Annotated in this window: 19 protein-coding genes; 7 read left to right on the forward strand and 12 right to left on the reverse strand. The window is 63.2% G+C overall.

Going from position 1 to position 21,656, the window contains the following annotated elements; translation table 11 throughout:
• Positions 1 to 121 precede the first annotated feature (121 nt).
• Positions 122 to 790, reverse strand: a complete 669-nt coding sequence (locus tag JSS27_05915) for a DUF1080 domain-containing protein (protein ID MBS0208473.1) — start codon at positions 788 to 790, stop codon at positions 122 to 124.
• A 141-nt stretch (positions 791 to 931) separates the two neighbouring features.
• On the opposite strand from JSS27_05915, the gene gmhB reads away from it, so the two are divergent.
• Entirely contained in the window at positions 932 to 1,486 is a 555-nt protein-coding gene (gmhB, locus tag JSS27_05920) for a D-glycero-beta-D-manno-heptose 1,7-bisphosphate 7-phosphatase (protein ID MBS0208474.1), read from the forward strand.
• A gap of 167 nt (positions 1,487 to 1,653) precedes the next feature.
• Here gmhB and JSS27_05925 read toward each other — a convergent pair whose 3' ends face one another.
• From JSS27_05925 to mraZ, 3 genes are all read right to left on the reverse strand, one after another.
• Positions 1,654 to 3,564 carry a LysM peptidoglycan-binding domain-containing protein gene (locus JSS27_05925; protein ID MBS0208475.1) on the reverse strand — a complete coding sequence of 637 codons (1,911 nt, stop codon included), beginning with the start codon at positions 3,562 to 3,564 and terminating at the stop codon, positions 1,654 to 1,656.
• Positions 3,565 to 3,679: 115 nt separating this feature from the next.
• Positions 3,680 to 4,582 carry a 16S rRNA (cytosine(1402)-N(4))-methyltransferase RsmH gene (gene rsmH, locus JSS27_05930; protein ID MBS0208476.1) on the reverse strand — a complete coding sequence of 301 codons (903 nt, stop codon included), beginning with the start codon at positions 4,580 to 4,582 and terminating at the stop codon, positions 3,680 to 3,682.
• Positions 4,583 to 5,320: 738 nt separating this feature from the next.
• A complete protein-coding gene (gene mraZ, locus JSS27_05935; GenBank protein ID MBS0208477.1) occupies positions 5,321 to 5,782 on the reverse strand; it encodes a division/cell wall cluster transcriptional repressor MraZ in 462 nt (153 codons plus the stop codon).
• Positions 5,783 to 6,276: 494 nt separating this feature from the next.
• Here mraZ and queA point away from each other — a divergent pair, with 494 nt between their 5' ends.
• Together queA and JSS27_05945 are read left to right on the forward strand one after the other, a co-directional pair.
• Complete coding sequence (gene queA, locus JSS27_05940; GenBank protein ID MBS0208478.1) at positions 6,277 to 7,338, forward strand: tRNA preQ1(34) S-adenosylmethionine ribosyltransferase-isomerase QueA; 1,062 nt, start codon at positions 6,277 to 6,279, stop codon at positions 7,336 to 7,338.
• 157 nt (positions 7,339 to 7,495) lie between these two features.
• Positions 7,496 to 8,131: a phosphoesterase gene (locus tag JSS27_05945; protein MBS0208479.1), complete on the forward strand. Its 636-nt coding sequence runs from the start codon at positions 7,496 to 7,498 to the stop codon at positions 8,129 to 8,131.
• A gap of 41 nt (positions 8,132 to 8,172) precedes the next feature.
• Here the strand turns inward: JSS27_05945 and JSS27_05950 are convergent, their stop codons facing one another.
• Together JSS27_05950 and JSS27_05955 are read right to left on the reverse strand one after the other, a co-directional pair.
• Positions 8,173 to 8,565 carry an acyl-CoA thioesterase gene (locus JSS27_05950; GenBank protein ID MBS0208480.1) on the reverse strand — a complete coding sequence of 131 codons (393 nt, stop codon included), beginning with the start codon at positions 8,563 to 8,565 and terminating at the stop codon, positions 8,173 to 8,175.
• A gap of 260 nt (positions 8,566 to 8,825) precedes the next feature.
• Positions 8,826 to 9,575, reverse strand: a complete 750-nt coding sequence (locus tag JSS27_05955) for a DUF4142 domain-containing protein (GenBank protein MBS0208481.1) — start codon at positions 9,573 to 9,575, stop codon at positions 8,826 to 8,828.
• 487 nt (positions 9,576 to 10,062) lie between these two features.
• On the opposite strand from JSS27_05955, the gene JSS27_05960 reads away from it, so the two are divergent.
• The 4 genes from JSS27_05960 (at position 10,063) to JSS27_05975 (ending at position 15,237) form a co-directional block, all read left to right on the forward strand.
• Positions 10,063 to 10,641, forward strand: a complete 579-nt coding sequence (locus JSS27_05960; protein ID MBS0208482.1) for a hypothetical protein — start codon at positions 10,063 to 10,065, stop codon at positions 10,639 to 10,641.
• Between the two features lie 247 nt (positions 10,642 to 10,888).
• Positions 10,889 to 11,821 (forward strand): alpha/beta hydrolase, encoded by a 933-nt coding sequence (locus JSS27_05965; protein MBS0208483.1) that lies wholly within the window; start codon positions 10,889 to 10,891, stop codon positions 11,819 to 11,821.
• 61 nt (positions 11,822 to 11,882) lie between these two features.
• Positions 11,883 to 13,286, forward strand: coding sequence for a magnesium chelatase (locus JSS27_05970; GenBank protein ID MBS0208484.1), 1,404 nt, complete (start codon positions 11,883 to 11,885; stop codon positions 13,284 to 13,286).
• 235 nt (positions 13,287 to 13,521) lie between these two features.
• Positions 13,522 to 15,237, forward strand: a complete 1,716-nt coding sequence (locus JSS27_05975; GenBank protein MBS0208485.1) for a hypothetical protein — start codon at positions 13,522 to 13,524, stop codon at positions 15,235 to 15,237.
• A gap of 94 nt (positions 15,238 to 15,331) precedes the next feature.
• On the opposite strand, the gene JSS27_05980 is transcribed toward JSS27_05975, so the two are convergent.
• From JSS27_05980 to mutM, 6 genes are all read right to left on the reverse strand, one after another.
• A complete protein-coding gene (locus JSS27_05980) occupies positions 15,332 to 16,363 on the reverse strand; it encodes a tetratricopeptide repeat protein (GenBank protein ID MBS0208486.1) in 1,032 nt (343 codons plus the stop codon).
• A 108-nt stretch (positions 16,364 to 16,471) separates the two neighbouring features.
• Positions 16,472 to 17,809 (reverse strand): hypothetical protein, encoded by a 1,338-nt coding sequence (locus JSS27_05985; GenBank protein MBS0208487.1) that lies wholly within the window; start codon positions 17,807 to 17,809, stop codon positions 16,472 to 16,474.
• An 18-nt stretch (positions 17,810 to 17,827) separates the two neighbouring features.
• On the reverse strand, positions 17,828 to 18,499 hold the full coding sequence (locus tag JSS27_05990) for a twin-arginine translocation signal domain-containing protein (protein ID MBS0208488.1): 672 nt from the start codon (positions 18,497 to 18,499) through the stop codon (positions 17,828 to 17,830).
• A 232-nt stretch (positions 18,500 to 18,731) separates the two neighbouring features.
• The gene (locus JSS27_05995) at positions 18,732 to 19,904 is read right to left on the reverse strand and encodes a hypothetical protein (protein ID MBS0208489.1); all 1,173 of its coding nucleotides are present in this window, start codon (positions 19,902 to 19,904) and stop codon (positions 18,732 to 18,734) included.
• 303 nt (positions 19,905 to 20,207) lie between these two features.
• The gene (locus tag JSS27_06000) at positions 20,208 to 20,588 is read right to left on the reverse strand and encodes a (deoxy)nucleoside triphosphate pyrophosphohydrolase (GenBank protein MBS0208490.1); all 381 of its coding nucleotides are present in this window, start codon (positions 20,586 to 20,588) and stop codon (positions 20,208 to 20,210) included.
• A gap of 1 nt (position 20,589) precedes the next feature.
• A complete protein-coding gene (gene mutM / locus JSS27_06005; protein MBS0208491.1) occupies positions 20,590 to 21,450 on the reverse strand; it encodes a bifunctional DNA-formamidopyrimidine glycosylase/DNA-(apurinic or apyrimidinic site) lyase in 861 nt (286 codons plus the stop codon).
• Between the last annotated feature and the right edge of the window lie 206 nt (positions 21,451 to 21,656).

Raw genomic sequence — 21,656 nt, forward strand, 5'->3', positions numbered from 1 at the left:
ATTCCCGCCTGCGCAGGAATGACGCTCAATCCTCGAATGCCGCTGACTGACGGGCTCGCTACGTCACCAGGATGTCGCCCGTGTGCAACTGACCACGGGCCGTTGACAACTGACAAGAACATCAGCCCTTCCCGGCGGCGACCTTCCGCACGCGGAAGTTACGAATCGCGGCGGTTGTGTTGTACGTGGCCAGGCCCAGCGGGCGGGAGCGTTCCATTTCCAGCCGGACCGAGACGGTGCGATCCTCGGTGTTGACGTTCACCACCTTTTCGTCGTCGATCCAGGCCTCGATCGACTTGTCCAGCACCACCAGCCGAATCTTGTACCAGCGTCCCGAGTCGAAGCGGTGATGGGTCGTCGTTTCGTTCTCCGAGGCGTCCTGCCCTTCCAGGCTTGACAGCCCCACCACCCCGCCCCCCCAGCCGCCCACGACCAGCGAGCACGGGTCATCGCCGACCGGGAACGTCAGCCCGCAGAAAAAGTCGCTGCCGGCGACCCGCTTGGCTTCCAGGGTCAACTCGTAGTTGATCTTGGGCAGCTTCTCGGCGGCCGCTTTGGACAAGGTGATGCCGGTCATCGGCTCACCCTGCTCGAGGATCAGCTCGCCGTTCTCGACGGTTACTTCGCGCTGACCGCCAAAGCCGCTCAGCGTCCAGCCGTCGAGCGACTTGCCGTCGAACAGCGCGATCCACGGCTCGTTCGATTTCTTCTCGGGCTCGGCAGCGAAGTGCGTACCGGCGATCGCCAGACAGGCCAAGGACACGGCGGACCAAACGAGCGTGTGACGCATTGCAGGTGCTCCAAGTAGGCAAAGCCGCGCGAAGTTCGATTCGCCCCAGGTGATTGTGACCTCAAGCCTACAAGCATTTCCGCCGCGAGCAACTATTTCGCTCCCCTTGCCGGCCGCCGGGCGTTGGCCGATGATTTGGCGATGGGACGACCTTGGATACTGCTCGACCGAGATGGGACGCTGATTGTCGAGCGGCACTATCTCGCCGATCCGGCCGAGGTTGAGTTGGTGGCCGGGGCGGGCGACGCCTTGCGCCGGTTGCGCGAGTTGGGGTGCGGCATCGTCCTGGTGACCAATCAGTCGGGCGTCGGCCGCGGCCGGTTCTCGCTCGCACAACTGGCCGCCGTCCACCAGCGGCTTGAGTCATTGCTGGCGGCCGAAGGGGCCGCGCTCGATGGCGTTTTCTTTTGCCCCCACGTGAGCGAAGATCGTTGCACGTGCCGCAAGCCAGCGCCCGGCCTGGCCCGACAAGCCGCCGAGAGATTTCAGATCGACCTGGCCGCCAGCTTCGTCATTGGCGACAAGGCCCTCGACATCGAGTTTGGTCAGGGGATTGGCGCGACGACGGTGTTGGTCCGCACCGGCTACGGCGCGGAAACCGAGCGCGAGGGCGCGGCTCGGCCCGACGTCGTCGTTGATGACCTGCCGGCGGCCGTCGTAGAGATCGAGCGAGTTCTCGCCGCGCGCGGCAAGTAACTCGGGTGACATTTCCCGGGTGGCCCAGCCGCTTGTCGGCTGGGTCGCGCAGCGACAGGAAGAAGCAAGTGGCAGCGAACTCGTACGTTTTTCTTGTTGCTTCGCAACACGGCCGACAAGCGGCCGTGCCACCCCACCGTTAGAACGAAGCAACATTCAACGATTCGTTATCGCTGCAAGCCTGCCGGCGAGCGGGTGGTGAGTGGCGCCCGCTCCTTCGGCCCCGAGTGGCCGTTGATGGTCGAGTTGTTCGGCAGCAGCAGTTCGGTGCCCGGCGTCAGGAAGTCGAAATCGTCGCCCAGCCGGTCACGATTCAGCTCGTAAATCTCGGACCAGCGCGACGCCTTGCCCAGCTCATAGCGGGCGATGTCGAACAACGTGTCCCCTTGGCGCACCTTGTAAACGCGGCCGGCGTGTTCGCTGTTCCGCGCGCTGACCGGCACGGTGAGCGACGGCTGAGCGGGCGGGTTGCGACGCTTGGGGGTCAGGTCGGCGTATTGGCGTTCCAGGGTCTCGATCGACGGCGTGGCAACCTGATCGCCGACGCGCAACTTGCCCGAGTTCGGCACCCGCTCGCGGTTGTGCTCTTCCAGAGCTTTGAAGTACTTGCCGCTGCCGTAGACTCGCTCGGCAATGGTCCAGTAGCTGTCGTTCGGCTGCACGGTATAAGCCTCGCCCGAGTGCGAACCGTGGTGATGTCCGAGATCGGCCTGAGAACCAAAGCCGGGCATGTCGCTGGGAATGCCCGTCGCGTTGGATTGCTGCTGCGGCAAGGCGTCATAGCTGCGGGCTCGCGACGGATCGGCCTCGGGCTGGATGTCACGGCCATAAGCGTCGTAGTGCGGATGGAGCGGCCTGTTGCCTGTTGCCGGCGCGGTGGGCTGCGCGGGCGTCGCGTGCTGATGGTGCGGCAATTGATACGGCGAATGGGCCGGCGGCTGATGCGGGTTGGCCGGGGCGCTTTGCTGTTGAGCGCTTTGTTGTTGAGTACTGTGTTGGTGCGTGCCGTGCGGCGGCTGTTGTTGTTGATAGGTCGAGTCGGCGGCCGGGGCGCTGGGGTGATACGGTCCATTCATCGGCAACGTCGTGCCCGGGTATGTTGGTTCCTGCGAAGCCGCGACGCCGGCGCCACCCTGGTCGGCCGAAGCCGCGCCGTAGGGGGTAGCCGTGGCGGTCGGAGGCGGCAGTGGTTGACTGTAGCTGTTCGCGCCCGCGCTACCGTAGGCCGACGTGTCGTACTGGTTGCCGCCAAAGCGGTTGGTGGCCTCGGCGGTCGGCGCGATGGGGGCATCGGTTGCGGCGGCTGTCGCTGGGTTGGCCGAGGCGGTGTCCGTGCCGTGCGGGAAGTTGTAGTGATGATGGGGTTTGCGGGCCGGTTCCTCGTGCGCCGTCGGTTGGGCGTTCGCGGCAGCGGCCAGCGGTTGCGGCTCGGTGAGCGCGGCGGTTGGAGCGGTTGGTGGCGCTGGCGCGTTCGTGGCTGCCGCAGCTTCGGTAACCACTGTCGGCGGCATCAGCGTGGCCGACGCATCGCCGGTCGGTTGTGGCGAAAGCTGAACCGCCTCGGGCGCTCGCTGCAACCGCCCGTCGACCTGGTCCGGCACGGTCGCGGTGGCGGCGACCGGTGCCGTGGTGGCCGCGACTTGCGCGAACGGATCGGCGGCGGGTGTGGACGTCGGCGTGTCGCTGGCCATTGCAGGCACAGCAACCGGCGTTGGTGGCGTCGGCACGGCAAAGGTCATTTCGGCCGGAGGATTCGGCACGCGCCGCGATGAAACGGCCGTTTCGCGGTTGAGCTTGAAATCGACGCTGGACGGAACTTGGGAGTCGTCGTGGCCTCCCAGCAGCGGCGATGATGGTTGTTCACCGCTGGTGGTGCGTTCGAGCAGGCTCGGCTTACGGGTGCTGGCCGTTTGGGCGGGCGTGCCAGAAGGATTGTCGGCGGACGCCGGCAGGCCGCTGATGTCAATGGCCGGATAGGCGAGCGAGCGCTCGTTGCGCAACCGCCAGACAGCGACCGAGACCATTGTCATGGCCAGGACGCCGAGGACCGACAGACCGACGATCTTTTCCTTGCCCATCGAAACTTCCTCCCTGAAGTTCGTTGTGGCCGCCGACGCATCATCGGGAGCCAAAGCGTATTGTCGCGCGGCCCCCGGTCATTGACCGGGGGCTAATGTCGTGGTGGTTGGCTGATTACGATTGGTTCTCGTTGGCGCGGGCCGCCACGCGCAATTTGGCGCTGCGCGAGCGGGGGTTGCGACGTTGTTCGTCGTCGCCGGGCACGATTGGTTTGCGAGTCAGGACGGTGTATCGCGGATCGTCGCGAAAGGCGTACTTCACACGGCGATCTTCCAGCGAATGAAAGCTGATAATCGCCAGCCGGCCCCCCGGCTTCAAACAATCGGGAAAGCTGGCGAGCGCTTTGTCCAAGCTGCCTAGCTCGTTGTTCACCGCGATCCTGAGCGCCTGGAACGTGCGCGTGGCCGGGTGGATCTGCTCGCCCCGGGCGTGGCGCGGCGGGTAGCAGCGACGGACAATCTCGGCCAACTGGCCGGCCGTGGTGATCGGTTGACGCTCGCGCTCATCGACAATGCGACGGGCAATGCGACGGCTGAGGCGTTCTTCGCCCAATTCGTAGATCAGATTGGCCAGCGGCTCGGCCGGCAGCCGGTTGACCAGTTCGCTGGCCGGCTGCCCCTGGCTGGTGTCGAAGCGCAGATCGAGCGAACCATCGGCGTCGAAGCTGAAGCCTCGGTCGCGGTCGGCGAGCTGATCGCTCGAAAGTCCCAGGTCGAGCACGATGCCGTCTACCTGTGCGATTGGTAAGTGGTCGAGGACGTCACGTAAGTCGCAATAGTTGGCGTTCACCGCCGTCACGGGCAATTCGCCCAGCGTTTCCCGCGCGCGGGCCACCGGCAACGGGTCACGGTCGAGCCCGATCACGCGGCCGCTCGGACCTACCCGTTCTGCCAAAGCCCGGGTGTGGCCGGCTCCGCCCAGGGTGCCGTCGACCAGAATCATGCCTGGCGTCGGCGCCAGCCACTGGACGATTTCATCCAGCAGAACGGGGACATGCTGCGAGGCGGGGGACGACACGGCGGTTCCGGTACTACGGCGCGGAGGGGGACTATACGCAGCGGGCTAGTGCGCTGCCAGATCAGGTTGGCAGAGTCGCGGCGTGCTAGCAAGGGCTCTAGCTTACAGGCCGAGGGTGGAAAAGACAGGAATCGACCACGACGGCACGACGAACACGACGCCGGAAAATGCCAGCGGGAGGAGTTGAACCGCAAAGACGCGAAGGACGCAAAGGGGAAATGTCGAATGACAAACACTAACGCCTACTGCGACTCCGTGACCTATTCCCTGATGGGAACTTGATTTCTTACGTCTTCTTTGCGTCTTTGCGGTTCCCACCCTCCTAATGCTGCTGCTCTCCGACGTCGTGACCGTCGTGGTCGAATTCCCTCGGATTCTGTAACGAGAGATAAGCAGCGGCAGAGTTGCCGTGCGGCAAGATAAAGTCGTTCGACGTCCGCATAACCACCCGCCGAGGGCGTCATCCATGACGCCCAGGTTCGGGGGTGACGAGCTCGCCACGCCTCGTGCAGGCGGGCGACTCGCTGATTTCGCAACCGGTGCATCCTGACATCCGATCCGTACAAGCTCCTGTCGAACGAGACAGGCGGGCGACGATTGGTGGCCGCTAACCGTCTTCCCTAGCCGGTACGCAATGGCGAAACGGACGGACGACTCCTGTAATTTGTTGAAAAGATTGAGCCAGCGTTGCCCAGCCGCAAGGTGCCCGATCGAGAACTGCCCGTGAATCTGCCGCGATTAGCCCTGCCGCGAAGCCGCCCCTTGTTCAAACGCTCGCTGTGCCAGTTGATCGAAGTTGGGTGAAATCCGCGCCGAGTAGTCTTCCCAGGCTTGCTTGTCCCACAACTCGACATGGTCGCCAACGCCGATCATCACCAGTTCCTTGGTTAATCGCGCCAGTTGAGCCAGTGCCGGTGGAATGCGAAACCGCCCCTGCGAATCGACTTCCACGCGTTCCGTCTGCGAGTAGAAAAGGCGACTGAAGTTGTGAACGTCTTGTTGCACGGGCGAGGCCGGCGTCAGTCGCTGGGCCATCGCCGTCAGTCCTTCTTCCGTGTACAGGCTCAGCGAAGCGTCGGTGTTGCGAGTGATGAACAGGTCACGCCCCGTGTTGCTGACCATGTCGTCGCGAAGCCGTTTAGGGAGGGCCACCCGGAGCTTTTCGTCGATCGAACGGACGAATGTCCCCGTCAGAATCATTCCGTGGTCACCACTTTTCCCCACTGCTCACCACTGGTCGCCAAAGATAACCATTTCGTGAGTCTCGTCAAATCTTTTTCTCCACGAGACGCTCGTGTGACACCCAGCCAGCGCGCGAAGTGTGTTCACAGTGAACCACTTCCGTCGACATAATTTTTTTTCAAAAAAAGGTGAGCGACCGCGACGCGACGTTCGTATTTCGCGCCCCGAGGTATGAGACTCGCTTTTCTCCGCTTGGGTAATGGTAAATCCCACCTGATGTGAGTTGTTGTAAGTCGCTTGTGTTTATTGGTTTGCGATGGCATCCTCGACGGCAGAGCCGTGGCGCGTATACTGGTCGCTTCGACCTGCGGGCGGCTAGAATTCCAGCGGAGAAACTCGGCCTTGGCCGACACGTTTTCGGCCCGTTTTTCAGTCCCCACCGTTCACCACTGCTGACCAATCAACGCCGGGCGCAAAAGCAGGTTTGCCCCGGTCAACACGGACGTTTAGACGTGAAATCCGCGACCCACACCGAGCTGGCCCATTACGACTATTCGCTGCCGCGCGAACTGGTCGCCCAGACGCCGCTGGCCGCGCGCAGCGACGCTCGACTGTTGGTCGTCAAGCGGCAGGAACAGGCGATCCTGCACCGTCACGTTCGCGATCTGCCCGACCTGCTCGATCCGCGCGACTGCCTGGTAATCAACGACACGCGCGTGGTGCCGGCCCGGCTGGTGGGCCGACGCACCCAGACCGGCGGCCACTGGGAAGGTTTGTTCCTCTCGGCCGATGAACACGGCTTGTGGCAATTGCTGGGCAAGACACGCGGCCGCCTGAGCCCCGGCGAGACGATCACCTTGATGGACGTCGAAGGGCGCGACGCGCTCGAACTGCAACTGATTGAAAAGCGCCCCGGTGGCGTGTGGATTGCCAAGCCGAACAGCGAACGACCTACGAATGATCTGCTCGACCAGGCCGGCCGCGTTCCCCTGCCCCATTACATTCGCCACGGCGAGATGACCGACGAAGATCGCGCCCGGTATCAGACCGTTTTCGCGCGTAATCCCGGCTCGGTCGCGGCGCCTACGGCCGGGCTGCACTTTACCAACGAACTGCTTGGACAATTGGTCGACCGCGGGGTGACGATCTGTCGGGTGACGCTGCACGTCGGGCTGGGGACGTTCCGGCCGATCAAAACCGCGTCGCTCGCCGAACACGCCATGCACCGCGAGGCCGGTGCCATCGACGCCAACACCGTGGCCAAGATCACGGCCTGTCGCCAGACCGGCGGCCGTGTCGTGGCCCTGGGAACCACGTCGGTTCGGCTGCTCGAAACAGCGGCCCTGAGCGGCACGCTGCAGCTCTGGTCGGGCGAGACCGAGTTGTTCATCCGTCCGCCGTTTGAATTTCACGCGGTCGACGCGATGATGACCAACTTTCACCTGCCGCGGACGACGCTGCTGGTGCTGGTTCGCACGTTCGGCGGCGATGAACTGATTGCCCGGGCCTATGACGAAGCGATTGCGCGTCGATATCGTTTTTATAGCTATGGCGACGCGATGTTGATATTGTAAGTGGCCGAAGAGACTCTTCTCCCCGCGGGAGGGTAGTGGCGCTAGCCGCCGGATGAGAGTCTTAGTGTTGCCATGCGGAGCGCGTTTACCCTCCCCCTGCCCCTCCCTGAAAGGGAGGGGTGTTTGCGAAACCAGTCACTCAACGAAAGGATTCTCCGTGTCACAAGTTGGCCAAGAACGCGTGCTGGTGGTGCCGACCAGCTTGTTTCACGAAGTGGGGCACTTCCAGGGCTTTTCGACCGAGACGGAGCGCTACTTGAAGCACCTGCTCCAGCCGCAACACATGAGCTACCGGCTGCGATCCGAAATGGAGCAGGATCCGACGTTCAAGCAGTTGATCCCTTACGTCGTGTTCCGCTACCGCGATCCGGCCGGGCGTGACCACTTGTTTCAATACACGCGCGGGCGCGGACAAGGGGAAGGTCGCCTGCATGCCAAGCGGAGCGTCGGCATCGGCGGCCACATCAGCAGCGAAGACGCCAACCTGGCTGACGCCGATCCTTACCAGGAAGGATTGCGCCGCGAACTGAACGAGGAAGTCGCGATCGACACGCCCTACACCGAGCAATGCGTCGGCCTGATCAACGACGATCAAACCGAAGTCGGCCGCGTCCACTTGGGCGTGGCGCACTTGTTCGACGTCGAGCAGCCGCTGGTCCAGCCGCGTGAGAGCGAACTAGTCGACAGCGGTTTCCGGCCGCTGGATGAGTTGCTCGGACAATTGGACCAGTTCGAGACCTGGTCGCAGATTTGCCTGCGCGCCCTGTTCGTTGACGCCCCGGCCGCGACGTGATGCAGTCGTCGTGTAGCAATCGCCGTTTCGTGGCGAGGCATTCACTCCGGATCGGGCAGGAACACTTCCGGAATCCGTTGGATTTGCCCATTGCGGTCGACACAAGCCAGCGTGCTCGACGCCTCGCACAGCAGTTCGCCGTCGCGCAGCAGTTGATACTCGTGTTCGATCTTGGCCATGCTGACGCGCTTGAGAATCGTGCGTAGCAACAGCACGTCGTCATACCGCGCCGGCTTGCGATAGCGGCATTCCAGCTTGACGACCACCATCAGATGCCCGGCCGCTTCCATGTCGCGGTAGTTCATGCCGGTGGCGCGCAGCATCTCGGTGCGGCCGATCTCGAAATAGACGAAATAGTTCGAATGATGCAGGAAACCCATCGCGTCGGTCTCTTTGTACCGGACGCGGATTTCAACGTCGTGCTCGCGGATCATGGGAATCGCCGAGGATCAAGGAAGCAACGCCAACGCGGCAACGCCGGCTGAGCGGGCCATTGTAATCCAAGAGCCTGGCATCTTTCAGGGGGGCGGCATTCGCTATCGCCGCACTAAGACTGCCGCGCGCAACAAAAACCCACTGCCGGTCGCATTTTGGTCGATGCCAAATGCCGTGTCGGCAGTGGGTCGTTGCGGTTCGTTCGCGACGCCCCGCGCGTCATGATGCAGGGTGCATGACGCGCGGGACTCGTGGCGAATCATTGGCTCGAACGGTTGCTCGATTCGAGTTTCTTGGCCAAGTCCTTGGCCATTGCCAGGTGTTGCTGGGCGGCGTGGACGCCGTCGTCAAGCACTTGCCGCAGGTTCCCCTGGGCATGGTCGCGCACCACTTCCATGGCCGCAATGGCGTGGATGTGAGCGCTGATCTGGCTGCCGACGTAGCAGCGATCGAAGTCGGCCCCGCGCTTCTGCGACAGTTCTTGCTCCGTCAGTTGTAGGCAGCGTTCGCCGATTTCATGGTGCAGGCCGAGCATCTCGTGATGTCCGACTGGGTTGGGGGCGACGGCCGTCTGGGTGTTGGTCGGAGCGTTCGCGTTGGTCTGGGGATTGGCGTTGTTCTGTGCCTCGGCCGGTGCGGCGTTTTGGACCGGTTCGTTGGCGTTGCGCGACATGGCGCGATGTTCGCGATGCGCGGTGAATTGGTCCAGTTTGTTCACCAGTTGCGTGTGCTGGTCGATCATCGTTTGAGCGAACTTCTTCACGTCGTCGCTCTGGGCGTGCTTCAGCGCAAACTGGGCCAGCTTGACTTCTCCTTCGTTTTCGCCGGCGATCATGGCCGCGAAATCGGCGTCCCGGTCAGGCCGCTGGAAGTTCTGTTCCTGGACCGTCCGCGTCGATGGTTGCGCCGGGCGCAGGGCCTGGCGCAGACGTTGGCCAAAGGCCGTCGAGGTCGTCAGCGCCGCGCACATGGCTAGCAGCGCAAGGAAAACTGTCTTCGATCGCAACATGGTTTCGCTCCTTCTACTCAATGAACCCGAGGAATAGACCTTTCGAGGCGGCGCAAAAAAAGACGCGGCCAAGCTTTCGCCTGGTCGCGCCTGAGAAAGGCCGATTCGGAGGCGCACGACCTAGCGCCCGTCCAAAGTGCGAAGTCGAATTGCCGTGAGATTGGGCACATGGGTCGGCCTCGCGCGGATCGGTTCAGGTCAACAACGCTTCATTGATTCAAGGTTCGCAAACGTCATACCAAGCAGGACTCGACACGACACCGACGCCGCTTGTCGCACCCCTGATTGGCTTTGCGATCAGCTTCGAAAAAACAAACATGTCCGCGGTCTTGAGTCGGCGCAACCCAGGCTGATGTCGCCGCGCTCAGCGCCGCTGGGCCAAGCGAATGCTTATCCCCCGATAGAAAGACCATCCAGCGTGGTGGCCAACAGCCGATAATCAATCAGAGAGAGCCTGTCCACGCTCCCCCCAGCCCCGAGGCCAGCCATGCGATCGATTCTGGGCAGCTTGACAATGGCGGCAGTGCTATCGCTCGGCGGCGCGGCGTCGGCCCACCATCATGGCTGGGGCGGCGGGCCTTACTTCTCGTTCGGCGTCTACGCGCCGCCGGCCTATTACGCCCCGGCCTACTACTACGCCCCCTACTACGCTCCGGCCCCGGTCTATTACGTCCCCCAGCCGGTCTATGCCGCGCCGGTGCGCGTGGTCGCCGCTCCGGTCGCCTATCAGGCCGCGGCACCCCAGCCGGCTCCTGCGCCCGCTGGGGTGATTACGACGACCGCGCCGGCGACCAGCGCGCCGGCGCAGCCGGTCCAGCCAGCAACCGCTACGACAAGTGCAACCATGACCGCGCCGGCGACAGCAGCGCCAGTGGCCGCCCAAGCTCCCGCTGCCAGCAGCCCGGCCCTGGTCAACCCGGCTCCAGCCACACCGGCGGCGTTGCTTCCGGCCGCGCCGACCAGCGCACCGGTGGCGGTTCAGGTTCAGCAGCCGGTCTATTACTACTACCCACAGCCGGTTTACTACCGCGCCCCCGGGCCGTCGTTCTTCTTCTACGCGCGATAGAACGGCAATTCCACATTGCACAGGTCATGGGGTGCCATGCTCAAGCCCTGAAGGCTTGAGCATGCGAAGCGTGTACCGACATGCTCAAGGCTGAGGGCCTTGAGCACCCGACGGAACTGGCGAGGTGGTTTCTGGTTCACAACCTGTCGAATGTTTGACAGGTTCATGGCCACGGTTGATCATTGCTCTGGATTGATTGTGATGAGCATCTCTGCCGCGGAGGGTGGGCCGGTGGGCCTGGTCACGCATGTCGAGCGATTCTTTGGATGCGTCGATTCAAACCAGCGCTTCGCGCATCGGCTCGCGCTCGCCCGCCACGTGGCGGCGCACCCTCGGGCGCTGGTTGTTACTTGGCCTGGCGGTCTATCTATTGATCATGGGTGTCCTGTACTTCCTGCAAACGCGACTTATCTTTCCCGGCAGCCGCTTTCAAGGGACGCGCGAGGTGCAAATGGCCAAGCCGCCGCTGGGGGCGGAGCTGGTCACGCTGAAGTCACCCGCCGACGAAACCATCCGCGCCCTGTTCGCCAAGGCGCTCGATGGCGGCGGCATGGTCCGCGCCGATGCGGCGCGGCGGCCGACCATTCTGTACTTCTATGGCAATGGCATGGCGCTGGTCGACACGCTCGACGAAGTCGACGCCTTTCGCCGCCGCGGCGCCAACGTGATGGTCGTCGACTACCTGGGCTTTGGCATGAGCGGCGGTCGGCCGAGCGAGCAGAACTGCTACGCCACGGCGGACGCGGCCTATGAATGGCTCGCTAACAACCCGGACGTCGACCGCGGGCGGATCATCATCGCCGGTTGGAGCTTGGGCTCGGGCGTGGCCGCCGATCTGGCGTCGCGCAAACCCGCCGCGGGCTTGATGTTGTTCAGCGCGTTCACTTCGGTCACCGACGTGGCCAGTTATCATTACCCCTGGCTGCCGGTGCGCTGGTTGTTGAGCTATCGCTTTGAAAGCGTCAAAAAGTTGCCCCAAGTGACGTGCCCGATATTATTAGCCCATGGCGACCAAGACACGGTCGTTCCCTACGCGATGATGGGCCAGTTGGGGGCGGTCTGCCGGCCAGTGACCGCGATCACCGTGCCGGGGGTCGGCCATCACGACTTTTGGGGGCATGTCGAGCCCGCCGTCTTGCCGGCGGTGGCCCGCCTGATCGATCAAGTCGCGGCGCCGTAACGCCTGCCGCTGAATCGCGCGCCAAAGTTTCGAGTTTCGTTTCCTTTGCATCTGGGTCGTGATGAAGCCTAAGAATCTGCGCGAACTGCAGGCCGCCGGTTGGCAGTCCAAGACAATCAAAGCCGAAGTCCAAGCTAACTTCATGCGGATGCTCTCCGCCGGCGAGGAGTTATTTCCGGGCATCGTCGGCTATGAGAACACGGTCATCCCCGAGATCAATCTGGCCCTGATCGCCGGGCACGACATGCTGTTGTTGGGCGAGAAGGGGCAAGCCAAGAGCCGGCTGATGCGCGCGCTGGTCCGGTTTCTTGATCCCGAGGTGCCGTACTTGGACTTGCCGGGCTGCCCGGTCCACGAGGATCCCTTCCGGCCGATCACCGCGCAAGGCCGCCGCGCGCTGGCGAATCGCGCGCCCGAGGACATTCCGATTGCCTGGTGGCGGCGCGAAGATCGATATGCCGAGCGCCTGGCCCCTGGGACCAAGTTCGCCGACATCATCGGCGAAATCGACCCGTCCAAACTGGCCGCCGGGGTCAGTATGTCGGCCGAGGAATCGTTGCACTTCGGGCTGATTCCGCGGATGCATCGAGGCATTTTCGCGATGAACGAATTGCCTGAATTGGACGAGCTGGTGCAAGTGGGGCTGTTCAATATTCTGGAAGAACGCGACGTGCAAATCCGCGGCTTCCCGATCCAGTTCGACCTCGACGTGTTGGTGCTGTTTAGCGCGAACCCAGCCACGTACAACCGGAGCGGTAAGGTCATTCCACAGCTTAAAGACCGGATCGGCTCGGTGATTCACACCCACTATCCACTGGCCCGCGAGTTGGGCATTCAGATTGTCGAACAGGAGGCGGGCTTCGACCTGGGGGGCGACTTCCCGGTGGCGGTGCCGTACTTTATGCGCGAAGTGGTCGAAGAGCTGACCATCGCGGCCCGGCGCAGTAAGTACATCGATCACCAGTCGGGCGTGAGCGCCCGGTTCTCGATCGCCAACTATCGGACCATGGCCGCCAGCGCGCGGCAGCGCGGGGCGCGACTGGGCGAACGGCCGGCCGTGCCGCGGATCAGCGACCTGGGACACCTGCACTCGTCGTCGCTCGGCAAGCTGGAACTCGACATGATGGGGACGCACCAGATGACCGAGGGGCAGGTGCTCGACGCCTTGCTGGCCGAAGCGATCAAGACGGTGTTCGAAGAATATGTCGAACGGCATGGCATCGAAGAGATCGCCCAGATCTTCAGCCAGGGAGTCAAGATCGAAGTCGGCGACCTGCTGCCCAGCGAGGCGTATGTCGAGCGATTGAAGCGTGTGCCGCCGGCTTGGGAGAAAGCGTTCGAGGTGAACGCGGCCAGCGACCCAGCCATGCGGGCGAGTTGCGTTGAGTTCGTGCTGGCCGGACTGTGGGCCAGCGATAGGATTTCGAGGGCCGAACGTCACGGGCGGATTGTGTACGATGTTTGAGTTTTTCGCCACGGAGGCACTGAGACACGGAGGTTGGCACGGAGAGAACGAGGGACGGGTGTTGTTTATGAATGACCAATGACCAAATCCCAATGACCAAGAAAGGCAGCGCAATGGGGTTTCTTACTTGGTCATTGGACATTGGTCATTGAGACTTTGATTTGTTTTCCGCCTTCGTGCTTAACTCCGTGTCTCAGTGCCTCCGTGGCTAAGTCTTCCTTGATAAGCGTGCCGTATGAGTCAACCGCCTGCTGATCGTCGTTCGTCGCTGGGGGGCGTGATCCACACGTACCAGCAGTACGACCCGGCGCAATTCCCCAGCCCCACTCAGCCGCCGCCGGACATGGTCTCGGGTGCGTTCGAGCACTTGCTGGCCTATGGCGACATGCGCGAGCTGACCGAGGAAGAGTTGGCCCGCGCCGTGCGGATCGATCCCAAGATGCTGTCGCGGTTGGGGCCCAGCCTGGACCTGCTGCGGGCCATTCTACTTGAGCGGAAGCGGAAGATTCTCGAGCGTTACGAGACTGATCGGGTGCAAGCCGACGCCGGCCAGCAATATCGCGAAGCGGTCGATGGCTTCGACGCGCCGAAAGACCTGCGCAAGGCGTTCAGCCGGGCGGCTCGCGACGAGCAGATTCGCGAACTGGAACAATTGTGGTATCGCGTCGGTGGCGAACGCTCGCCGTTGGGCGAGCCGTTGTTGGACGTGATTGCCGCCCTGGGCGAGAAGTACCAGGTCGAGCAATTGGCGGCCAAGTACCACTTCACCGGCCGCGAGCGGTTGACCATTCCCGAGGCGTTGGCGGTCAAAGAGGAACTGGAAAAGATCGATCAGTTGCTCAAGCAACTCGACGAGGCGCAAAAGACCGCGCAGATCGGCGTCATCGACATGGAAGCCCTGGCCGAGTTGACCGAGCCCGGCGACCGGCAAGAGCTGAACGACCTGCACCGGGCCATGCAGGAATACCTGCGCGACCTGGCCGAGCAGCAAGGGCTGGAAAAGACCAAGCGTGGCTACCGGTTGACGCCGAAGGCTTATCGACTGTTCCAGAGGAAGCTACTCGAACGAATCTTCAGTCAGTTACAAGCCGGGCGCAGTGGCCGGCACGGCGGGCCGATCCTGGGTGACGGTGCCGTGGAGTTAGCCTCGACCAAGCCATACGAGTTCGGCGACTCGATCGCCCAGATGGACATTGTGACGTCGCTGACCAATGCGATGGTCCAGCGCCCCGGCGAGCGCCCGGTGCGATTCAAGTCCGACGATATCGTCGTCCACCGGACGCGCAATCGGCCCAAGTGCGCCACCGTGGTGCTGATGGACATGAGCGGCTCGATGCGCTATGGCGGGCTGTACGTGAACGTCAAGCGGATGGCCCTGGCGCTCGACGGCTTGATTCGCCGCGAATATCCCGGCGACTATTTGCAGTTCATCGAGATGGCCACTTTCGCCAAGCCGTGCGCGGTTGGCGACATTGTGGCGCTGCTGCCCAAGCCGGTGACGATCTTCGACCCCGTGGTGATGCGGCGCTATGACATGAGCCGCGACGACGTGAGCGAGGCGCTGATCCCGCCCCACTTCACCAACATCCAGCACGGCTTGCAGTTGGCGCGGCGGTTTCTGGCGAGCAAGGACACGCCGAATCGGCAGGTGATCCTGATCACCGACGGGCTGCCGACGGCCCATTTCGAGGCCGAGAAGCTGTACCTGCTCTATCCGCCCCACCCCAACACCGAGCAGGCGACGATGCGCGAAGGAGAACTTTGCCGGCGCGAGAACATCACGATCAACATGTTCTTGCTGCCCAGTTGGTCGCAGACGTCCGAGGACGTGCAGTTCGCTTATCGATTGGCCGAGCGGACCAGCGGGCGGGTGTTCTTTACGGCCGGCCGCGACCTAGACCGGTACGTGGTCTGGGACTACGTGGAACACCGGCGGGCAATTATTGGGTGAAGAAGTTGCTGGTTGCTAGTTGCGTGTTGCTAGTAAAGGCGGGGCCAATGGTCTTATCTAGCAACTAGGAACTCGCAACCAGCAACTTTTCCCATCACTCCCGACACGGCTTACCCGCTCGATATAGCTCCGCGTGTGCTTTGATCTTGCTGACGGCGGTTGGGTAGGCGAAGCAGTATTCGAGCGCCTTTTTCAGGGTTTGCTGCGCCGCGGCGAAGTCGCCCGACTCGGCTTGCGCGGCCGCCAGGGCGTCGAGCTTTTCCGGATCGTTGAACTCGGTTAGTTCACAAGCCTTGGTGGCGTTGTTCAGCGCCTTGGCCGCGTCGCGATAGACTTCGTCGGGGCAGGCGGCGCGAATCCAGGCCGAGCCTGCGTACGCTTCAATGCAGTTCTTGTCCAAGTCGAACGCCCGCTGATAATCGAGCGTGGCGCGGTCATATTCCTGCTTGGCCCGCCAGACATGGCCGCGCAGAGCGTAGGCGATGGTGAAGTTCGGCGAGGCGCGGATCGCTTGATTGTAGTCGGCCATGGCCGCTTCGTAGTCCCCTTTTTGTTGGTACGACGCGCCGCGATTGCACAGGGCAAGACGATGGTTCGGCTCTTGTCGCAGGGCCTGGTTGAAATCGTTGATGGCCCGGTCGTAATCTCCCTTGCGATAGTACGTGTAGCCGCGGTTGTTATAGGCGATCGGTCCCGGGTTGAGCCGCATTTCGTCGTTGTAGTCGGCGATGGCCAGGTCGAATTCCCCCTTGAAGGTCCATACGGCCGCGCGATTGTTCAACGCCCAGGAAAGCTGCTCGCCGTCGTTGATGAGCCCGGTGTAATAGCGCGGCGCTTCGTCGAGCGTCAGCGCGTCGCGACGGTGAATCCACCCCTTTTGCTGCTCGCCGACATAGAGGTAGTACCCTTCGACGTCTTGCACCGTGTAGGGCAATCGCCAGGCGAGCGTGTTGAGCACGCGATTGTCGACGCCGATTTGCGCGTTGAGCTTGGGCATGATCTTGACGCCAACCCAAGAGTCTTTATCAAGCCCCTGGGCGCGCGCCGAGGTGGCCAGCACGCAAGTCGCGACGGACAAGATCACCAGCGAGATAGCGCGACGGAAAACCTGGCGTGGCGAACGCATGAGATTGGCCCTGGAGTGTGAGAAAAGATGCTCCGTAGCACTTCGGGCATCCTAACACTCGGGCCGACTCGCAACTAGCGGCTAGCAACCAGCAACTTTTCCCGCTGCTCAAGGCGTATTTGTCAGCACCTGGCCGACCAGATTGCCGTAGGGGAAGTTGCCCAGCACGTAGGTGTTGCGTCCGTTCTCGACGTTGACCGTGTGCTCGCTGCGGTGGCCCAGCAGTTGGCCCGAGTAGCCGAGCGACTGGAACGACAAGGTGTGCTGGCCAGCGGGCAGCTCAAGCCGCAGGACTTGAATCTTGTCGGGCAGCAAGCCCCAGCAGCGCGTGTCGGCCGATTCGGTCGCTTCCCAGGCCACGCCCGCCAGATCGAACAGCAACCCAACCGGCGATTCCTTATCGACGCCGACGACTTTCTTGGTGCCGTAGACGACACCCTTTTTGACAATGCGGCGGACGACCGCTTCGGCGATGACCCGGGGATAGATGGCTTCGTACTGCTGGACGGCCATCGTGCCAATGTCAGTGATTGTGGCCGTCTGGCCGATCGGCCGGCCATCGACGCCGATGCCAACCGAGCCGACTTCGTGTTCGGTGCGAACGACCTTGGGCACCTTGACCGGGGCGATGGTCGGCGGCAGCGTTTCGTCGCCGAGCGCGCTGATGATCCGGTCGGCGATCAGCAACGACACGGTACTGGCGATCTCGGCGCATTCTTCTTTGTGCGGGCCGACACCGACCAGGGCAAAGACATAGACCACGCCATTGCCCGGCGCCGAGTGATGCCCGTGCTTGGCGCGCTCCAGGTCTTGGGCCGCGAAGGGAAAGTCGGGCTGCCAACTGCAGACCATCAGGCACGAGCGCTGGACATCGTCGTAGTTCGAGTGCGTGGCCTCGCGCAGCGCGCCGCTCAGATACGCCCCCGCGGCCACGCGCTGGTAGGCGGCCTTGGGGTTGTTCCCTTCTTCGTCGACGCCGGCGTTGATGATCTGCTGCTGCTTGTCGGCCACTTGCAGCGCGTAAGCCCCGGCGTCCTGTCCATCGCTCATCAAGTTCGACAGCGAAAGGAAGACGCGGATCAGCACTTGCTCGTAGTCTTCGCCCCGATAGACGTCATGGTTGGCGTCGGTGAGCATGGAGATGGCTTTTTTGCCCGGCGCGGGGCGATCGAGCGCGTCGAAGCGGTCGCGAACGTCGCGCAGCGTCTGCTCGGCCTCTTTCGGCTTGCCCTCGGCCAGTTGCAGCATGGCCCGATCGAGCGACAAGACGTCGCGATCGCCGCGGCGGCGCATCCCTTTGTCGAGGGTCTCGTCGGCCGCGGCCAACTGGTTCATCTGGAACTGTTCTTGCACGCTGGCCAAACGGTCGGCGTACGTCGCGCAGCCCGAGACGGCCGAGAGAACGGCCAGCGCCAACCAGGCCCACGTGTGGCGTGCGGCAACCATCGCGCAGCGGCTCCGGGCTTAGTGCTTTAGACCCGTCAGGCTCAGCCACTTGGCCGGCCGCGAGTGGTAATAGCCCTTGCTGAGCGTCTCGGATTCCTTGTCGTAGGTGCCGGAGCCGATATCGATCATCTCGAGCGTCAGCAGGTAGTCACGCTGATAGTCCTTGTTCTCGCGCGTGGTCCCCGAGGTCAGCGTGGCGTACAGCAGGTAATCGAACGGCTGGCCTTGCTGCTGCATGGCGGCGGCGAACGCCCCCATGTTCTGGGGCACAAAGAGTTGATCGGGACGCAAGCGCGTCTGGATCAGACCGGCGTCGACGAAACGCTTGTTGATCGGCTGGAAGACGTGCGAGTCGACGATTCGTTGATCAATGATCTGGTAGATCTGGTCCTTGAAGTCGCCGATCTCTTCCGAGCTTTTGTTCTCGACGGCGACGAAGCAAATCCGCTTGGCCGGCGGCGGCAACTCGGTGGCCCCGGCCGGCATCACATGCGAACTGTGCCGCGCCAGCAACTTGGCCGTGGCCCCTTCGACCAGCGGCTTGAAGGTCTCGACGCCGGCCGTGTGGCTGCCGACCATGTCTTGCTTGTTCGGATCGCGGACCTCGGCGAATTGCTTGCCGCTCTTACAGCCCAACGCGGCGCCGCCGGTCAGCGCGGCGGCCAGGCCCATGAAGTGTCGTCGATTCATCGGGAATCCCTGCCCCGGGGTGTGATTCGTTTGCCGCGCAGTCCTTTGCGCGATAGCAGCGCCCTAGGAATGGCGTTTTCGTTGCATCGGACAAATCGACGCGATCGCTAAAACCTGACTACCGCCGCGCCGCGAAAAATCATGTTCCACAACAAACCGACGAACAACCCGCGAAACACGGCAGTTTGGGTAGCGTGATCACGAGCTAGCGGCAGCCGTCAGGCATCGCGTGCTAGCGTCGCAGGACTTTTGTGCTGCGCTGGGCGTAAATGCTTGGCGTGCCGTCCTGGTCATAGGCATACGGCGACGGGCCGCCGCCGGTTGCCTGGTCGGTCGAGACCGCGGCCGGCGTGCGGCTCCATTCTATTAACGTCTCGCGCGCTGGCGTTGGGACCGCCGCGGAAGCCACCGCCAGAGGCGTACGCGCCACCGGCGTCGCCGCCACGCCCGCTGGCTGCACTTCGCTGGCCGAGTGAGGCCGCCAGTTCCCTTCGATCGCGTCGCGCGGCGCGGGTGTCCGTGCCGTCGGCGTGCCGCGCGGCAAGGCTTGGCGCGCGGTCGGCGGATCTTCGCTCTGACCGCGATAGATGAGCGTTCCATTGGCCGGCGTCCGGGCGTCGGCGACTTGCGTGACGTTCACGCTCGAAGCATCGATCGCGGGGCTGCCGTCGCGGACCCAGGCCAGCCAAGTGTCCTGCAACTGGGCCAGGTTCTGGTACTGGTAATGCCGGTTCAACGCCTCGCTCCAGCGCTCGCGCTGCATGCCTTCGGCCAGAAACTTCAAAAACTTCTGCTTGCCGCCGTGGGACAACAGGAACGTCGCCAGCGAATGCCCTTGGGCATAGATCGGCAGGATGTCCTGCGGATACTCCTTCATGGCGAACATGGCGCTGAAGGGAATGCCGCGCCCGGTCTTCAAAAAGTTGATCAGCAGCTTTTGCTGCTTCGTCCGCTCGCTGTCGTGCTCGACCGTGGTACACATGCCTTCATCGGCCCAGCGTGGCAGCGGTCGACGAAAGTGGCAGGCCATGATCGTGTGGGTCACTTCATGGGGCAGGACCGAGTCGAGTATCCGCTCGCGCGAACCCTGGATGTTCATTTGCCAGTTGAAAACTTCGCCTCGGTCAAAGACGAAGCTCGTCGCCCCGCCGGCTCCGAGTTGCGGCGAAACTTCGGCGTTGATCGGGCAAGGCTGGGCCCATTGTGGCATCGGCGCGCCCAGCCACTCGACCGCCAATTCGTGCCGGTACTGCTCGGCAGCGTGGCCGATTTCCTCGGCCAACTCGGGCGTGGGGGCAGTGATCACGAAGTTGGGCGTGCGAGCATTGCCGGCGGCCAGTGCGATGCTGCCCAGCGAGACGAGTGCGCCACAGAGTGCGAGCGCACGCAGAAGTCGAGCATCCATGCTCAGCTCTCCAGCGAATGAAATACGAACCGGGGTCGCGCTGCCTCGTGCAGCGCGACGTGTGTCTTCAAGCGACGCGCGGCCTCGGGTGCAAAAGCTGCGCCCGACGCGGTGGTTGATCGTCCGTGCGACCGCGCTGCGTGCGGCGGACTCGTGATTTCACGAGCCATTGCGGCGCACGCAACTCCGGCGACGAACGATCGAAGCGTTGAAAACTTTGCAAAGACTAACCCCCGAGTTGCAAATCTCCTATAGCGGTCCTAGCCGGGGGGCAGGCGAGCGAAGTCGCCCACTGTCGCAATGCTAGCTCGACAGCAACTGCTCAATGAGCTTGGCGTTCGCCGGTGGGAACTCGTAGTCAGCCAGTTGCTGGCGCGCGACCCAACGGAACGGCTCGCGTGGCACGGCGGCCGGCTCGACGACCTGGCAGCGCAAGAAATGCAGCCTGACGTCGGCGTGAGCGTAGTCATGCTCGGCCTGGGGATATTCCCCAGCGACGCAAACCGCGAGGCCCGCTTCTTCCAGGCATTCACGCGCGGCGGCCTGGGCCGGCGTTTCGCCGGGCTTGATCTTGCCGCCAGGAAACTCCCACATGCCCGCCAGGGCCACACCGGCTGGCCGCTGGCCAATCAGGAATTGGCCGTCGCGCTCGACGACTGCGATAGCGATTTCGACACGTGGCATCTTAGCGCTTCGCACTCCGTGGCTGGCACTCGGGACAGAAGAACGTGCTCCGCTGCGCCTGGACGATGCGCACGACCGCCGTTCGGCACCGCTTGCATGGCTCATCGGCTCGGTCGTAAACCCGATGGTGGTTTTGATAGCCACCATCCTGGTTCAGGGCGTTGCGGTAGGTGCCGTCCGCGAGGGTCGAGCCCTCATAGCGAATCGCCTTGGTCAGGATCGCGCGAATCGCCGCTTGCAACGGCGGCCAGTTGGCGGCGCGCAGCCGGTCGCAGCGCATCGCGGGGTGAATGCCCGCCAGGTGCAGAATCTCGGACGCATATAGATTGCCGATTCCGGCCACGGCGGCCTGATCGAGCAACGCGACTTTGATCGCCCGGCGGCTCCAGTGCAAGCGCTCCTGTAACTCATCGGCCGTGATTTGCAGTGCATCGGGGCCCAGTCGCTCGCCGTAGTCGCGTGCAAACTCCGCGGGCGAGACCAGTCGCGCGGTCCCCAGCCCGCGCCGGTCCCAGAACAGCATCTCTTTCGGTTGCACGCGGCCATTCTTGGTCGGGCACTCGACCGTCAGGGACAGGCGCAGATGATCCTGATCGGGCGGTTCGGCCAGCAGCACCAGCCCGGTCATCCGCGGCTCGATTACCAACCGGTCGTCGCTGGCAAAGCGAAGGATCACCCGCTTGCCCAGACGTTCGATGGCGGCGATCGTTTGTCCCTCGATGCGGCGCGCGATTCGTGGCAGCGCCGGGCGGATCGAGATCGGCCGGCATGCGCAGCGGGGCTTGGCCACAGCCACGACCGTCCCGCCGACCAGGGAGCGAATCCCCCGGCACATCGTTTCAACTTCAGGCAACTCGGGCATTACTTCTCTCGAACAGGGGGATTCTCAGGCAGGATTTGAACCGCAAAGGCGCAAAGGACGCAAAGGGAAAATGACGAATGACGAATGACGAAGCCCGAATGACGAATGACCAAATCCCAATGACCAATGTCCAAACGGATGCCGGCACTCCCCCACTCTCTACACCCCCACTCCCCCACATCCTCCGGCGTCGTGCCGTCGTGGTC

This window comes from Planctomycetota bacterium (genome assembly GCA_018242585.1).
Taxonomy (GTDB): domain Bacteria; phylum Planctomycetota; class Planctomycetia; order Pirellulales; family PNKZ01; genus JAFEBQ01.